General features: G+C 64.7%; 15 protein-coding genes. 10 read left to right on the top strand and 5 right to left on the bottom strand.

Going from position 1 to position 14,917, the window contains the following annotated elements:
* Positions 1 to 162: 162 nt before the first annotated feature.
* The 4 genes from ASE61_RS11040 (at position 163) to ASE61_RS11025 (ending at position 3,682) form a co-directional block, all read left to right on the top strand.
* Complete coding sequence (locus tag ASE61_RS11040) at positions 163 to 1,536, top strand: MBOAT family O-acyltransferase (protein WP_061966924.1); 1,374 nt, start codon at positions 163 to 165, stop codon at positions 1,534 to 1,536.
* On the top strand, positions 1,511 to 2,533 hold the full coding sequence (locus ASE61_RS11035; RefSeq protein WP_082617362.1) for a hypothetical protein: 1,023 nt from the start codon (positions 1,511 to 1,513) through the stop codon (positions 2,531 to 2,533). Before ASE61_RS11040 ends, ASE61_RS11035 begins: the two co-directional genes overlap by 26 nt.
* A gap of 178 nt (positions 2,534 to 2,711) precedes the next feature.
* Entirely contained in the window at positions 2,712 to 3,134 is a 423-nt protein-coding gene (gene dksA / locus ASE61_RS11030; protein ID WP_061966923.1) for an RNA polymerase-binding protein DksA, read from the top strand.
* Between the two features lie 155 nt (positions 3,135 to 3,289).
* The gene (locus tag ASE61_RS11025; protein WP_061966922.1) at positions 3,290 to 3,682 is read left to right on the top strand and encodes a GFA family protein; all 393 of its coding nucleotides are present in this window, start codon (positions 3,290 to 3,292) and stop codon (positions 3,680 to 3,682) included.
* Between the two features lie 492 nt (positions 3,683 to 4,174).
* Here ASE61_RS11025 and flgH read toward each other — a convergent pair whose 3' ends face one another.
* The 4 genes from flgH to flgF are packed head-to-tail and all read right to left on the bottom strand — an operon-like array spanning position 4,175 to position 7,555.
* Positions 4,175 to 4,927 carry a flagellar basal body L-ring protein FlgH gene (gene flgH, locus ASE61_RS11020; RefSeq protein ID WP_061966921.1) on the bottom strand — a complete coding sequence of 251 codons (753 nt, stop codon included), beginning with the start codon at positions 4,925 to 4,927 and terminating at the stop codon, positions 4,175 to 4,177.
* A gap of 18 nt (positions 4,928 to 4,945) precedes the next feature.
* A complete protein-coding gene (flgA, locus tag ASE61_RS11015; RefSeq protein WP_061966920.1) occupies positions 4,946 to 5,992 on the bottom strand; it encodes a flagellar basal body P-ring formation chaperone FlgA in 1,047 nt (348 codons plus the stop codon).
* Positions 5,993 to 6,004: 12 nt separating this feature from the next.
* On the bottom strand, positions 6,005 to 6,796 hold the full coding sequence (flgG, locus tag ASE61_RS11010) for a flagellar basal-body rod protein FlgG (RefSeq protein WP_061966919.1): 792 nt from the start codon (positions 6,794 to 6,796) through the stop codon (positions 6,005 to 6,007).
* A 15-nt stretch (positions 6,797 to 6,811) separates the two neighbouring features.
* Positions 6,812 to 7,555 carry a flagellar basal-body rod protein FlgF gene (gene flgF / locus ASE61_RS11005; protein WP_061966918.1) on the bottom strand — a complete coding sequence of 248 codons (744 nt, stop codon included), beginning with the start codon at positions 7,553 to 7,555 and terminating at the stop codon, positions 6,812 to 6,814.
* Between the two features lie 284 nt (positions 7,556 to 7,839).
* Here flgF and fliL point away from each other — a divergent pair, with 284 nt between their 5' ends.
* Genes fliL through ASE61_RS10985 form a run of 4 tightly spaced genes read left to right on the top strand, consistent with a single transcriptional unit; the run spans position 7,840 to position 10,811 of the window.
* The gene (gene fliL, locus ASE61_RS11000) at positions 7,840 to 8,340 is read left to right on the top strand and encodes a flagellar basal body-associated protein FliL (protein ID WP_061966917.1); all 501 of its coding nucleotides are present in this window, start codon (positions 7,840 to 7,842) and stop codon (positions 8,338 to 8,340) included.
* 39 nt (positions 8,341 to 8,379) lie between these two features.
* Complete coding sequence (fliM, locus tag ASE61_RS10995; protein WP_061966916.1) at positions 8,380 to 9,507, top strand: flagellar motor switch protein FliM; 1,128 nt, start codon at positions 8,380 to 8,382, stop codon at positions 9,505 to 9,507.
* Between the two features lie 9 nt (positions 9,508 to 9,516).
* Positions 9,517 to 9,972 carry a DUF6468 domain-containing protein gene (locus tag ASE61_RS10990; protein WP_061966915.1) on the top strand — a complete coding sequence of 152 codons (456 nt, stop codon included), beginning with the start codon at positions 9,517 to 9,519 and terminating at the stop codon, positions 9,970 to 9,972.
* Positions 9,969 to 10,811 (top strand): MotE family protein, encoded by an 843-nt coding sequence (locus ASE61_RS10985; protein ID WP_061966914.1) that lies wholly within the window; start codon positions 9,969 to 9,971, stop codon positions 10,809 to 10,811. Before ASE61_RS10990 ends, ASE61_RS10985 begins: the two co-directional genes overlap by 4 nt.
* A 16-nt stretch (positions 10,812 to 10,827) precedes the next feature.
* Here ASE61_RS10985 and ASE61_RS10980 read toward each other — a convergent pair whose 3' ends face one another.
* Complete coding sequence (locus ASE61_RS10980; protein ID WP_156407050.1) at positions 10,828 to 11,214, bottom strand: hypothetical protein; 387 nt, start codon at positions 11,212 to 11,214, stop codon at positions 10,828 to 10,830.
* 348 nt (positions 11,215 to 11,562) lie between these two features.
* On the opposite strand from ASE61_RS10980, the gene ASE61_RS26405 reads away from it, so the two are divergent.
* A complete protein-coding gene (locus tag ASE61_RS26405) occupies positions 11,563 to 13,404 on the top strand; it encodes a hypothetical protein (RefSeq protein ID WP_156407049.1) in 1,842 nt (613 codons plus the stop codon).
* A gap of 77 nt (positions 13,405 to 13,481) precedes the next feature.
* On the top strand, positions 13,482 to 14,903 hold the full coding sequence (locus tag ASE61_RS10970) for a hypothetical protein (RefSeq protein ID WP_156407048.1): 1,422 nt from the start codon (positions 13,482 to 13,484) through the stop codon (positions 14,901 to 14,903).
* The last annotated feature ends 14 nt before the right edge of the window (positions 14,904 to 14,917 follow it).

The raw sequence follows: 14,917 nt of genomic DNA, 5'->3' as shown, positions 1-14,917 counted from the left end.
ATCATCGCCCGCTATTTCAATCAATCGATTGATTGAAATAGCGGGGACAAGCGCCCGCCGCCTGTGCCTTCTTCCGCCCTCCTGCGCCGCACCAGCCCCGACATGACTCGTCGTCCATAATGGTCTAAGGCGGCACCCATCCTGTGATCCGCTCCCCGCCCGATGCTTTTCAACTCCTTCGTCTTCCTGCTTGCCTTCCTGCCGCTGGCGCTCGCCCTCCACTGGGCGGCGGAACGCTTTGCGCCGCGCTGGCGCCTGCCGGTGCTGGTGGCGCTGTCCTTCGCCTTCTACGGCTATTGGGACTGGCGCTTCCTGCCGCTGCTCGTGCTCTCGATCGGGCTGAACTGGCTGATCGCCGAGGCCTTCCAGAAGACGAAGTCCGGCGCGCTGATCACGCTTGCGATCGTCCTGAACCTCGCTGTCCTCGCGGTGTTCAAGTACTTCAACTTCTTCGCCGATCTCGCTGGAATGATTCCCGGATTGCCGGCCCCGAAATTCGACATCGCACTGCCGCTCGGCATCTCCTTCTTCACCTTCCACCACATCATGTACCTGACGGATCTGCGGCGCGGGCAGGCGCCGCGCTACGATCTCGTCCGCTACGCGCTCTACATCGCCTTCTTCCCACAGGTGCTCGCCGGCCCCCTGGTGCGCTGGCGCGAGATCATGCACCAGCTCGACGAGCGGCCCTATCAGCGCCCGGACGCGGCCGAGCGGATCGCGCGCGGCCTGCTGCTGCTCACCGCCGGCCTCGCCAAGAAGGTGCTGATCGGCGACCCCCTCGCCGAATACGCCAACCCGGTCTTCGCGGCCGCGGCGGCCGGCAAGGTCATCAGCCTGATGGAGGCCTGGCAGGCGACGCTCGCCTTCACCTTCCAGATCTATTTCGACTTCTCCGGCTATACCGACATGGCGCTGGGCCTCGCCCTGCTCTTCGGCATCGTGCTGCCGCAGAATTTCGAGGCGCCCTATCGCTCGCTCTCGATCCAGGATTTCTGGCGCCGCTGGCACATGACACTGTCGCGCTTCCTGCGCGATTACCTCTACATCCCGCTCGGCGGCTCGCGCAGCGGCCTGCCGACGCAGATCTGGGCGCTGTTCGCGACCATGGCGCTGGGCGGGCTCTGGCACGGCGCCGGCCTGACCTTCGTCGCCTGGGGCGTGGCGCACGGACTGGCGCTGATCGTCGCCCTGTTCTGGCGCCGCGCCGGCCTGCCGATGCCGGCTGCTCTCGGCTGGGTCCTGACCTTCCTGTTCGTGATGCTCTGCTGGGTGCTGTTCCGGGCGACGAATTTCGAGGCCGCGCTCGCGATCTACAAGGGCCTGTTCGGGCTCGGCCCCGTCGGCACCGGCTTCAAATGGCGGGCTTTGCTGCCGGCAGCCGCCTTCGCCATCATCGGCCCCACCGCCTGGAACCTCGTCCATAAATTGCCGCCGGCCCGCTGGCTCGCGATCCTCGCCGGGCTCCTGTTCGTCATCATCCTGCTGAAGATCGGCGAAGACGCCAATTATGAGTTCATCTACTTCCAGTTCTGAGCAGGCCGCTCGGGCGGCGAAGTGGACGGGCTTCACCGGCGCCTTCCTCAGCGCAGCGGTGCTGATCGCGGTCGCCTTCCTGACGGCCGCCTTCCTGATCGATCCCTATGATTCCGGCCGCTCGCCGCTGAAGCTCGGGGAAGGCGTGCGCCCGCAGGGCCCGCGCACGGCGCTGGCGAGCCGCGGGCGCGACCCGCGCTTCACCGGCGCCATCTTCGGCAACTCGCATATCCAGCTGATCTCACCGGAGGAGCTGCATGCGAAGACCGGCATCCCCTTCGTCTCGCTGATCGCCCCGGCGACGCAGCCCAAGGAGACCTTCGCAACGATCGACTGGTTCCTGCGCCACCACCGCGCGGCGCCACCGCAGGCGATCGTGGTCGGCATCGACAATTACTGGTGCACCGCGAACCCGGCCCTGCCCAACGAGAAGCCCTTCCCATTCTGGCTGTTGAGCCGCAGCCTGCCCGACTATCTCGGCGGGCTGATGCGCTTCGACCTGCTGGAGGAACTGCCCCGCCGAATCGGCTACCTGACGTCGGGCAAGGCCGAGCGCGCACGCCCGGACGGCTACTGGGACTACGAATCGGGCTACGGCGTGCAGGGCTACGGCACCAATCCGGAGATCATCGCCCGGTTGCAGAAGCCGATCGAGGCCGGCGGCGGCAATGTCGACGGCGCCTTCCCGGCGGCGACGGGTCTGGAAGAGCTGATGAAGGCGGCCCCGGCTGAGACCGTGCTGATTCTCCTGCGCCCGCCAGTCTATGTCACCGCCCTGTCGAAGCCCGGCACGCGCGATGCCGCGGCCGATGCGGCCTGCCGCAAGGCCTTCGCCGACCTGGCGGCCCGCCGCCCACGCACGGCGCTGGTCGATTGGCGGGTCGACAGGCCTGAACTGCGCGATCCGAAGCTGTTCTTCGACCATAGTCATTATCGGCAACCGATCGCCAGATTGGTCGAAGCCGACATCGCCGACGCGATCCGCAAGCTGAATTGACGCAAATCCGGCCATTTTCATCGAAAATGGGCGCCGGATCGCGCGTTTTCACGAAGCCGTTGAAGTCCTGTCGGAAGCGATTGTTCCAGTTGAAACGGATCGCTATAAGGGCGCCAAATCGGCTCCCCTTCCGCGGCACAGCCGATGGGTGCGTGAGCCGACAACTGAGAGAGCGCCCATGTCGAAGCAGATCATCCTCGAGGCGGATTACAAGCCGAGCGATGACGAGCCGTTCATGAACGACCGTCAACGCGAGTATTTCCGCGGCAAGCTCCTCGCCTGGAAGGACGAGATCCTGCGGGAAGCCAGGGAAACCCTGCTGACCTTGCAGAAAGAGAGCGAGAATCACCCGGACATCGCCGACCGGGCCTCATCCGAAACAGACCGCGCCATCGAGCTGCGCGCCCGCGACCGGCAGCGCAAGCTGATCGCCAAGATCGACGCGGCCATCGCCCGGATCGATGATGCGACCTACGGCTATTGCGAGGAGACCGGCGAGCCGATCTCGCTGAAGCGTCTGGAAGCCCGCCCGATCGCGACGCTTTCGCTGGAGGCGCAGGAGCGTCACGAGCGCAACGAGCGCGTCTTCCGCGACGATTGAGCCGCGACAGGCTTGCCCGACTTGTCCAAGAGGCCCCGCGTCGACAGGCGCGGGGCCTTTTGCGTGAAGCCCCCTATCTCGACGGCCCGTTACCGTCAGGAAGCGGCCTGCCCTAACCTCGCGGCGACAACCGCCAATCGAGGAGGACGCGCAGCATGGATCGTTTCACGGGCGGATGCCGGTGCGGCAATCTGCGGATCGTGGCGTCGGGGCGCCCTTACCGGGTCGGCATTTGCCACTGCCTCGACTGCCGCAAGCATCACGGCGCCCTTTTCCACGCGTCCGCAATATTCCCGCAGGAGGCGGTGGCGATCGAGGGCGAAGCGCGCGACTATGAGGGGCGCTTCTTCTGCCCGCGCTGCGGCTCGCCGGTCTTCGGGCGCTCCGGCGACGAGACCGAGGTAAACCTCGGATCGCTCGACGCCCCGGACCAGCTGATGCCGACCTACGAGCTCTGGACCATCCGCCGCGAAGCCTGGCTGCCGCCCTTCCCGCTAAAGAAGCGTTACGAGCGCGATCGTGGCGCCGCAAACCGCTCCGAGGTCTAACGGAGAACCGTCGATCATGTCGCGAAATCTGGCCGCCTGCCTGCTTCTGATGCTCACGGTGTCGGCTTGCACCCGCGACGATGCGCGCTGCCACACGCACAAGACCTCGAATGGCGACCTCACCGAATGCAGTCGGCAACAGGCCGAACCATCGTTCCCAGGCGCCGGCTCGAAGAAGCTCGCATAGCCCTCGCGCCCGGCGTCGTTGCTCCGCCGCATGAATTTGCCAGGCCTCGCGGCATGAGGGCGATGCGGCGCTCGCGGCCGGCCACTGACGGTGAGCGTGAACCGGGGGGCGCTACCTCTGACTGACGTGGGAAAGCCCCGCGTCGGGAGGACGCGGGGCTTCTGGCCGCCGACCTTTGTAAAGCTTGGGGAGCGTGGCAGGCAGCCGGGAGGGTGGCGGCTCGGGAGAGACCGCCGGCCGGCCGGCGCGGAGACAAGGGGGAGCGTTCCGCGCCGTCCGGGATTCCGGTGGGAAGGGTTGAAAGATTAGAAGGGCAGCAGGATATCCATCACCTGCTGGCCGTAGCGCGGCTGCTGGACATCGGTGATCTGGCCGCGGCCGCCATAGGCGATGCGGGCCTGGGCGATCTTGGTTGAATCGATGGTGTTGTCGGACTCGATGTCCTCCGGCCGGATCACGCCGGCGACGATCAGTTCGCGCACCTCGAAATTGACGCGGATCTCCTGCTTGCCCTCGATCACCAGGTTGCCATTGGGCAGGTTCTGGGTGACGACCGCCGCGACATTGGTCGCCAGCGTCTCGGAGCGGTTGACCGAGCCCGCGCCCTCGCTGGAACCGTCGGATTCCAGCTTGAGCAGGGAGGAGGCCTTGGCGCCGTTGGGCAGGAAAGCATCGAGCTTGTTCTCGAAGCCGAAGGCGTTCTCGGCGCCGAGATCCTCGCCGTTCTTGCGGCTGCGCTTGGTCGTGTTGTTGAGCTGGGCCTTGTCGGTGACCTTGACCTTGACGGTGACGAGGTCGCCGACCCTGCGGGCGCGCTGGTCCTTGAAGAAGGCGCGCGAGCCGGTGCGCCAGAGCGAGTTCGGCGCATAGGAGGCGTGCGACACCTCCGGCATCGGCATCTGCACCGGCTTGTAGCCCTTGGCGGCGGTCGGGTCCTCGACCGGCGACAGCGTCGGCGCCTGGCCGACATTGGCGAGGCGGTCGCCGATGCCGCAGGCGCCGAGCGAGGCGGTCAGCAGCAGGAGCCCGGTGAACTTGGCGAAGCGGTTGGCGGACATGGCGGTTTCCACGGAACTTTACTGAGCGCTGGCGACGCGGCCGGCGGCGGAAGGCTGGACGGAAACCCGCCCGGGACCGCTCACCTTGCCCTGCAGCACGCGCTTGGACTGGGGATTGGTGATGGAGATGACATCGCCCATCGCGCCGGCCTCGTTGGCCCGGCCGCGCAGGGTAAGCAGCAGGCCTGGCGTCTCGTAGACGATGGTGACGAGATCGCCCTTGCCGACGATCTCCTCGCGCTGGACGTCGCTTGCGCGCAGCGGCACGCCGGCAAGCAGGGCGCGGCGCGCGACCTTGTCGATGGCAGCGCGGATATCGCCGATGACCTCGCCGCCCTGCGCCTCGCGCTGGCGGCGCTCGATGACGACATCGTCCTTGCCGAGCGTCTCGCCACGGGCGATCAGGCGCCTGGGCACCACGACCTCCATGGTCTCGACGAGCTGGCCGGAGATGCGCAGCGGCTTCAGCCGCATCGCCGTGCTGCCGGGCACCGCGAGCCGGGCCTGCAGGCGCCGCGAGCGGGCATCGAAGGAGAGTTCGACCACGGCGACGTCGCCCGTCAGCTCGGGCTCGACGGCGATGCTCGGTGCTCCGCCATCGATCGCCAGAGCGAAGATGCGGGCATCGACGCCGAAGCGCTCCTGCAGTCCGGTCTTCACGGCGGCTTCGAGGTCCATGGCGGTGATGCGACGGGCGGAGCGCGTCACCACCACCTGTGCGAAACCCTGGCTCCGGAACTCGCTGGCATCGTGGACGATGCCAGCCGCGCGGGCGGCCTCGACGATGCGGGCGACCTGGATCGTGCCGGTCTCGCCCAGCGCCGGCGCCCGGAAGGCCGCCGTCGCGGCAGCCTCGCCGGAAAGGCCGGGAATGAGATCGCCGAAGGTGACGAGATCGCGCCCGAGATTGACCTCGGAGCGCAATTGCAGCCTGGACGGCAGCGCTGCGGCCGCAGGAGCCGCAACGGCGGAGGCGACCGCGACCGGGGCGGGCTGAGCCTGCTGCGGCGCGGCCAGAGCGGCGGTGCCGGAGAGAGCCAGGGCGATCAGGGAGAGGCGGATCATGATGCGCCCCCCTTAGCCGCGGAACATCTGCGTCGTCGCCGACATCATCTGGTCGGCGGCGGTGATGACCTTGGAATTCATCTCGTAGGCGCGCTGCGCGGCGATCAGCGAGGACAGCTCGGTGACCGCCTGGACGTTGCCTTCCTCGAGGTAGTTCTGCTGCAGCGTGCCGAAGCCCTCGCCGCCGCCGAAGCCGTCGATCGGCTGGCCCGAGGCCGCGGTCTCGATATAGAGATTGTCGCCGATCGACTCGAGGCCGACCTTGTTGACGAAGCGCACGAGCTGGATCTGGCCGAGCTGCTGCGGGGCGGTCTGCCCCGGCACCATCGCCTCCACAATGCCCTGCGCGTTGATGCTGACGCTGGAGGCGTTGTTCGGCACGGTGATGCCGGGCTCGACCTGGTAGCCGTCGCGGGTGACGAGCTGGCCCTGCGCGTCGAGATCGAAGGAACCGTCGCGGCTATAGGTGGTGCGGCCATCGGGCATGCGGATGCGGAAGAAGCCCTCGCCGCGGATGGCGACGTCGTAGGGCTTCTCCGTCGGGCTGATATTGCCCTGCGTCATGACGCGGCCGGTCGAGACCGTCTTGACGCCGGAACCGATGAAGGTGCCGGCCGGAGCCTGGGTGTTCTGGTCCGAGGTGGCCGAGCCGGCGCGCCGGAAATTCTCGTAGAGCAGGTCCTGGAAATGAACCTGCTGGCGCTTGTAGCCGGTGGTCCGGACGTTGGCGATGTTGTTGGAGATGACCTGGACGTTCATCTCCTGGGCCATCATGCCGGTCGCGGCTGTCTGCATGGCGCGCATGGTGCTCGCTCCCTATCAGGCCTGCTGGTCCGCCAGGCGCGAGATCGCCCGGCTGCGCAGCTCATCGGATTTGCTCATCATATTGGCGACGCTCTGGTAGTTGCGCTGCACCTCCATCAGGCGGGTCAATTCGACCACGGCCTTGACGTTGGAGCGCTCGATCGCGCCCGGCTCCAGCCGCGCCTCGACGCCCGCCGCCTGGGGCGGCGTGGCGGAGGAGAACAGGTTGGTGCCTTCGCTCGCCAGCGCCGCCGGATCGGCGAAGCGCACCTGCCGCAGCTTGCCGCGCGTGCCCTGGTCGCTGCTGACGGTGCCGTCGGCGGCGATGCGCATGGAATGTTCGCTGGAGCCGAAGACGATCGGCCCGGCCTCGCCCATCACCGGCAGGCCGGTCTGGGTGACGAGCCGGCCCTGCCGGTCGAGGCTCAGGGAGCCGGCGCGGGTATAGCGTTCGCCGTTCGGCGTCTGCACGACGAGATAGTTGTCGCCCTTCAGAGCGACGTCGAGCGGATTGCCGGTGAGCTCCACCATGCCCTGCGACAGGTCGAGCGGCGTGCCCTTGTCGATGACATAGGACAGCGGCCGGTCGGCCGGCTTGAAGGCGTCGGCCTTCGCGACAGGCATGAGGAATTCGGTGAAGCGCGCGCTGCGCGCCTTGAATCCATTGGTGCCGACATTCGCCACGTTGTTGGCGATGACGTCCAGCTCGCGCGCCAGAGCCACCTGACGCGACAGGCCGATGAGAAGCGCGTTCTCCACGGCTTATCTCCCGATCATGTCCCGCGGCAACCTCGACGCTCCCCAGCGCAGTCGCCACGGCCCAGTACCGGCAAGCGGCGTGCCAACATGGTTAATCGGCACAAGATATTGATATTGTTGAGAACAGAGCGGATGACACCTCCCGTCACGGCCCGGCACATGCTGCTGAAGCGGCAAGAACAGCCCGGCAAATTCTGCCGCCCTTAACGACGCGTTAACCGTAACGGACGAAGGTGACCGAACGGGCGGCAGAACGCGGCCCGGCTGCCGGGGCGCGTGACGAGATGGCGAAGAAAGCCAAGACGGAAGAGGAAGGCGCCTCCGGTGATGAGGCGCCGAAGAGCAGGAAGAAGCTCTTCATGATCATCGGCGTCGTGCTGCTGGCAGCGGCCGGCGGTGGCGGCTGGTTCTTCCTGAAGAAGCCCTCGCCCGAACAGATCGCAGCCGCCGAAGCCGCGGCGAAGGCCAAGAATCCCATCGCCTTCCTGGACATGAAGGACATGATGATCGGCATGTCCAATGGCGGCCAGCAGGACCGCCAGCCGATCATGAAGATCAAGGTCGTGCTGGAGATCGCCGATGCGAAGGCGGCCGACCAGGTCAAGCCGCTGCTACCGCGCGTCGAGGACGCCTTCCAGGTCTTCATGCGCGAATTGCGTCCGTCCGATCTCGAAGGCTCGGCCGGCATGTACCGCCTCAAGGAAGAGCTTCTGCGTCGCGTCAACCTGACCGTCTATCCGGCCAAGGTCGACGCCGTGCTGTTCAAGGAACTGCTGGTCCAGTGAGCCGCAACCGGCTGACCGCACCGAGATGACGGCGGAACGATGAGCACCGAACGCGACACCTCCGTACCGAGCGACGAGCCGCTGACCCCGGAAGGGATGGCGGCCGGCTGGACCGCCATGCCCGACATGGTGGAGGACGACGGCGAACAGGAAGGCGGTACCGACCGCCTGATGTCGCAGGACGAAATCGACACGATGCTCGGTTTCTCCAGCGGCGACGAGAAGGACGGCCGCAACGGCATCCAGGCGATCGTCGATTCCGGCTCGGTCGCCTATGAGCGCCTGCCGATGCTCGAGATCATCTTCGAGCGTCTGGTGCGCCTGCTCTCGACCAGCCTGCGCAACTTCTTCACGGACAATGTCGAGGTCACGCTGGAGAGCATCCGCTCGGTGCGCTTCGGCGACTATGTCAACTCGATCTCGCAGCCGGCGCTGCTCTCGGTGTTCAAGGCCGAGGAATGGGACAATTTCGGCCTGATCACCATCGAATCGTCGCTGATCTACTCGGTCCTCGACGCGATGTTCGGCGGCAAGCGCGGCCAGCCGGCACCGCGCATCGACGGCCGCCCCTTCACCTCCATCGAAATCCGCATGATCCGCCGCGTCATCGAACTGGTGCTGGGCGATGCCGAGGCCGCCTTCAAGCCGCTCTCGCCGGTGCGCTTCAACGTCGACCGCGTCGAATCCAATCCGCGCTTCGTCTCGATCTCCCGCCCGGCCAATGCCGCGATCCGCGTCGAGCTCAAGTTCGACATGGAAGGCCGCGGCGGCGCGCTGCACATCGTCCTGCCCTACGCCACGATCGAGCCGATCCGCGAATTGCTGCTCGAAAGCTTCATGGGCGAGAAGCTGGGCCGCGATCCGACCTGGGAGAACCATCTCGCGACCGAGGTCTGGCAGGCCGATGTCGACGTCACCTGCGTGCTGCACGAGACCCGGATGCCGCTTAAGCGCGTCATGAAGCTCGAAATCGGCGATACCCTGATGTTCGACGCCCGCCCGGATGCCACCGTCTCGCTGCGCTGCGGCGACTTCATCGTCACCGAAGGCCGCATCGGCCGGGTCGACGGCAAGATCGCCGTCCAGGTCGTCAGCCCCTTGCGCCGCTCCAAGACCACCATCGCCGCTTTCGACAGCCTCGCCAGCCATCTCGGCGCCACGACCTGAAGAGGACACATGACGATCAATCTCATCGCCGACGTGCTTGTCGCCAGCCTCCTCGTCGCCACCATCGTCACCTGCTTCATTCTGACCAGGCGCATCGAGCGCCTGAAGGCGGACGAGGCCGGCATGCGCCAGACCGTCGGCGCACTGATCACCGCGACGGACAATGCCGAGCGCGCCATCGCCGGCCTCAAGTCGACGCTGGGCGATTGCGACCGGACGCTGGAAGAGCGCCTGCGCACGGCCGAGCGCTACGCCGCCGATCTCGCCGCCCAGGTCGAAGCCGGCCAGGCGGTGATGGAGCGCATCGGCCAGATCGTCAGCGCCGCGACCCTCGTCGGCGCCAAGGAGGTCCCGGTCGAGGCGCCCGCCGCTCCCGCACCGGTCTCCCGCCTTGAGAGCGCGGCCCAGTCCGCCGCCGCCATCCGCGCCCGCGCTGCCCGCCGCCTCGAGGAACAGGCTGCGTGATCGAACGGCCCCGCCTCCTGCCAGCAGTGATTCTCGGCGCCATGGGTCTCCTGGCGCTGAAGCTGCTTGCCTGGACGGCGGAGCCCGCCCCCGGCCACATTCCGGCCGATCTGCCGCTCATGGCACAAACCCCCACGGTCAAGGACGGGGCCATGAACGATCCCAAGATCTGGGGTCTCGCCAAGATCATCGCGCGGGCCCATGCGCCCGACGTCTTCGATCCCGAGACGACCGGCTCCGTACCTGCTCCCGATTCGAAGAAGGAGCAGGAGAAGAAGGAAGCCGAGGCCAAGGCCGAAGCCACACGCGCCGCCAACCCCAACAACAAGGCCGGCATCATGAACGGCTCGGTCCAGCCGGTATCGCCGGCCGAGAAGGCTCTCCTGGAGCGCCTCGGCGAACGGCGCGAGGAGCTGGAAGGCCGGATGCGCGAGCTCGAGATGCGCGAGCGCCTGCTGAACTCCGCCGAGAAGAAGCTCGACGGACGCGTCGGCGACCTCAAGGTCCTCGAAGAGAAGGCCGGCGGCCCGGCCGGCAAGCTCGCTGTCGAGGAAGCCAAGGCGATCAAAAACCTCGTCATCATGTACGAGGCGATGAAGCCGAAGGACGCCGCCCGTGTCTTCGACCGTCTCGGCCTCGACGTGCTCGTGCCGGTGGTCCAGCAGATGAACCCGCGCAAGATGTCCGAGGTGATGGCGGCGATGTCGCCCGACCGCGCCGAGAAGCTGACCGTCGCGCTCGCGACGGGCGGGCGCGGCGCCGGCATCGAGCGCGTGGCGAACGAAGCCCCCCTGCCCGGCAACGAACTCCCGGCGATCGCCCCCGCGCCGCAGCGCTGAGCGCGAAGATGGCGTCTCAGCCCGATTTGACGAGGGCGAGAGCATGCTCGGTATTCGACATGCCCTCGGCCGGCAGCGTGTCGTCAGGCAGATGGCGGCGCACCTTCGCCACGAGCTGATCGAAGCCGTTATCATAGGGCGAAAAGCGGATTCGGGGACCGGCAAAGCCGGAAGTCCAGCAGTAGCCCGTCGGTTCCACACCGAACTGCGAGAGCTCGCACCATGACAGGCATCGCTCCCGCAGGAACATCGTCCCGCGTTCGATCCGCTCGCCGATCCAGCGCACGCGTTCGGTGATGATGTGCAGGGCCAGCACCAGCGTGACCAGCACGAAGAAGGCCGCGATCGGAACCGGCGCCTTGCCCGCGGCGGCGACGAGCGTTCCCGTGGCTGAAAGGATCACGCCGCAGACCATCCCCAACCAGGAGAATGGCCCGACCGGGACCGTCAGTGGCTCCATCGCCAAGCGAAGAAGGCCACGACGATAGCTACAGCGCAGTAGCCTGCGCCTCGCGAAATCCGCCGCGCTTTCGTAACGAGGTCATGGATGATGTAGGACAGGTCGTCCATGACGGGCTCCAGACCGGCAGATGATTGCAGACGCTCCCGGTTGGCGGCGGATTTAAGGCAAGAGTACTTTACCTACTATAGGAGCCGCAGCCGCCCAGACCGTGAACCCTCTTGCTAGTGCCCGTGGGATGCCTCAAAGATTCCGAGATCATTCTTTGCCTCGGGAGGCGAGAGAAGCCGAATGTATGCCTACCTACTTTTCTCCATAAGGAACCCGGCATATCTTGTAGACATTGGCCATTTCATCTCTTCAGCGTCGTCACTTTTGCCATCCGGCTTCACAGCGCCGACCATCATTCAACCTTCGGACAAAGTTCTGCTCTGCTACTGGGCGACGCCTTACGCATCGCTCGTCGGAGACGTGAACCCTGGTCATTATTCGTCCAACGACAAGGGCACCTTCCTCTGCTCCAACTATGCAGGCCGAGGATTGCTCGGCCTCACGGGAGGGATCAATCGAATATCCCACGTCAAGAATGGACGGCTCTCGTTCTCAGAAAGCCCTGGCGGGGTAGCCTCCTGGGCCTGGATCGCGCCGGACGCCAACACTGCCACGGCATGGAGCACGACCCCGCCGGCTATCACGACGTTCGTCGCCAAGAATCGTGATGGCTTCTGTGTCGCCGGCAATCGGCCGCGCCTGACCTACGCTGCCTCGGTTCTGTCGAAGGGCTTTAGACCCGAGATCGATTACCTGCCGAAGTACATTGCCGCGGGATATGCGGTCGACGGCCTGTCCCCATTCCAAAACACACGAGCACTCCCGCCTGGCACTAGCGTGCTGCTACGCGCTGGCGAATACACATTTGCGGAGCATCCGACACCGCCACTCGACCCCATTCCGCAAGATCGGCCGCTTGATGAGAAGGCCGCAGCTTTGGCTGAAATTCTTAGGGATGCTTGTTGGCCGGCAGAGCGGGCCACTTCAGGAATATTTATGTCCGGCGGCAAGGACAGCCGCACGGTGATAGCTGCCTTGCGCAGCGTTGGACCCAGAGGGCTCTCAGCGTTCAATTTTGGTAACGGCTTGACTGGTGAAGGGGTCGTTGCCCGGGAGATTGCAACCGCCGTTGGCGCAGACTTCGAGTTTCGCGATCAGGCGCTGATCACCGACCCCCTCAATGCCCTCTCGCACGCGCTGCTGTGTTCAGATGGCCTAGGACCATCCTTCTCCGCTCAATACGCATACTGTCACGAATTAGCCTTCACTTCTCACCACGCGAACTTCCATGGGCACGGACACCTGCTTCGAGGCGGGTCACAACGAACCATGTCGCGCGACCCCAAAATACTAAATCGGGCCATGCACAATGCAATTATCTCTCCACTGGCGACAGCATCAGCTACCGACACGACCACGCGAACCATTGATACCTATTTGAGAGACCGCCTTCCACATCTGGCAAAAGAACCTCTAGACGTTCACTTTTACCCAAACCGTGATTTTCGGCTCGGTCTGTTTAGCGCGCCAAGCGCTCTCGATCTCACCTCGAAAGCGTTCATGTGTTACCCGCTGTTGGATGAACGGGTGGCTCAGTTTGCCGCAGCGCTGTATGCTTTCGACCGATTGTCAGAGCGCGTGGTCTTTGGAGCGATCAAGAAGCTGGCACCCAGCATCGCCGATACGCCTCTATTCGGAGCAATCTGGCGTTTTGACAGATTTCCTCGTGAAATGAAATTCGCCGATAGCGATCACAATTATCAGGACGGATTTAAACCGCGTCAGCCTATGGAATTCGACAAGCTCGTACAATTCACAAACAATAAAAGAGCATTCCAGATGGACGCAGACCAAATATCGCCAAACGCCCGTAGGCAAAAAGCTGCCCAACTTATTCTCGATAGCCACGTTTTCCCGGACATAAAGGCATGCATCCATCCAGAAATGCATGCGGAATTGGCCCTTTGGGCACTAGGACGCCCGAGCGATCAATCGTCCAAGCATCCCAATGAGCGGTTCGTAGCCGGTGCGTTCATAGATCGGATTGCGTTAGCAGCGGCAATTTACGAGGTAAGATGGTAGCCACGCGGCGACTGTTTCTAGCGGGGCTCGGGAGCCTAGCGCTCACACCGAAGGCTCGCGGCCATACAGCGCTGAATGTGCGCGATTTCGGCATTCGCGGCGATGGATTGGCGGACGAAACAGAGGGGTGGTTGGCTCTCACGAAGCAAGCTCGGCAGCAGCCCAGCGCGCTGATCAGAGGAAATAAGGGTGATGTCTACCGCCTCGATAGCGATGCGATGGTTGAAATACCCGATGGCTGCCGACTAGACCTTGCCGGCGCGCGCTTCCTCCGAACGAAGCCAATCGCTCGCGGGCGCTATCTGATGACGTTCGGCACCGATGCCGCGGTGAACGATCTCGATATCGAACTCAGCGAAGGGGCGAACTTCAATCGTCTGGTTCGCTTTTTCGACCGAGCGAACGTCGACTCGATCAAGGTTCATGCCGCGCGCCGGATGAAGAACAAGGTTTCGGATCTCGATGCCGCGATCCTCTTTGTCGGCAACCAGAGCAGACCGACTCCTTCCGACGATAGCGCAGGCCATTTCCGTCTGAGCAGAATAGAAACAGAAAATATCGACTCCGCCGTTCTTTTTACTCAATTCTCGGTGGCTGCCGGGCAACCCAATCCCTTGCGAGACGTCTCAATCGGGACGTGTCGCTTCAAGAAGGCCGTCCTTGGCCTATATCTCCGCAATGTCCAAACGGGAACCATTGAGGACGTTCAGCAGACCGGCTTTGCGGACGGAGCCGAGCCTGCCGAGGTCGGCGGCAATGCGGTTCTCTGCAACGGTGCCAGAGATCTGACGTTCCGCCGGATCGAGGCAAACGACACCCCCTCGCACGGGATGCGAATTGGCGGTCCGATCAAGAACACCTTCGAACTGGAATCGGCCGGCATCACGGTTGAGCTCTTCATCTCGCGTCGCTCTCGCCGCTCCGGGTTCAAGTGCAAGCCAGGCCGCGACGGGTCCAGGGCTCGAAACATCACCCTCAAGCGGGCTGAAATCTATGACTGCCACTTTGGCAACGCTCCGAGCACGAACGAGCAAGGTGTGCTGATCGAATGCACCGACGGGTTCCAGGCCGGCCATATCTCAATTGGTGTCAGGGAAGCGCGAGACGGCACATCTAGTCATGATGCGGTGCATCTCTCGAGCGTGACCGATTCGTCTGTTGGACGCTTGGATTCAGACCGGCCGGTCCGGCACCACGTCTGGCTCAATACTACTCCGCAGGCCAATTACGCGCGCGGACCTTTGCGAAGCATCCGGTTCGAAGAGATCAATGGCCGAGGTGCGGGCGCGGCGAACATTGGAGTTGATGGTTACGACCAGGACGTCTCCGACATTAGTGTTGCGAGGGCGAACTTCCAGGGCGGCAAGGGGCCAATTGCGGTGCGCAGCGGAAGACTTGTTGGGCCGATCCGGCTCGATCGCGCCAGCCCTGGAAGCCGGCCAACCTGCGGTCTGGATGTTGATGCACACCGGGTGATCGTCAACGCCACAACCTGCTAGGCTTCCTCCAATAA

Source organism: Allobosea sp. Root670 (assembly GCF_001429415.1).
Classification (GTDB): Bacteria; Pseudomonadota; Alphaproteobacteria; order Rhizobiales; family Beijerinckiaceae; genus Allobosea; species Allobosea robiniae.
Note: the sequence above shows the minus strand (reverse complement) of the source record. Positions and strands in the feature narration are given on the sequence as shown.

Bases quoted from the DNA above. Each gene is read 5' to 3' on its own strand.
- ASE61_RS11040 (WP_061966924.1), top strand. From the start codon at position 163: ATGCTTTTCAACTCCTTCGTCTTCCTGCTTGCCTTCCTGCCGCTGGCG.
- ASE61_RS11035 (WP_082617362.1), top strand. From the start codon at position 1,511: ATGAGTTCATCTACTTCCAGTTCTGAGCAGGCCGCTCGGGCGGCGAAG.
- dksA (WP_061966923.1), top strand. From the start codon at position 2,712: ATGTCGAAGCAGATCATCCTCGAGGCGGATTACAAGCCGAGCGATGAC.
- ASE61_RS11025 (WP_061966922.1), top strand. From the start codon at position 3,290: ATGGATCGTTTCACGGGCGGATGCCGGTGCGGCAATCTGCGGATCGTG.
- flgH (WP_061966921.1), bottom strand. From the start codon at position 4,927: ATGTCCGCCAACCGCTTCGCCAAGTTCACCGGGCTCCTGCTGCTGACC.
- flgA (WP_061966920.1), bottom strand. From the start codon at position 5,992: ATGATCCGCCTCTCCCTGATCGCCCTGGCTCTCTCCGGCACCGCCGCT.
- flgG (WP_061966919.1), bottom strand. From the start codon at position 6,796: ATGCGCGCCATGCAGACAGCCGCGACCGGCATGATGGCCCAGGAGATG.
- fliL (WP_061966917.1), top strand. From the start codon at position 7,840: ATGGCGAAGAAAGCCAAGACGGAAGAGGAAGGCGCCTCCGGTGATGAG.
- fliM (WP_061966916.1), top strand. From the start codon at position 8,380: ATGAGCACCGAACGCGACACCTCCGTACCGAGCGACGAGCCGCTGACC.
- ASE61_RS10990 (WP_061966915.1), top strand. From the start codon at position 9,517: ATGACGATCAATCTCATCGCCGACGTGCTTGTCGCCAGCCTCCTCGTC.
- ASE61_RS26405 (WP_156407049.1), top strand. From the start codon at position 11,563: ATGTATGCCTACCTACTTTTCTCCATAAGGAACCCGGCATATCTTGTA.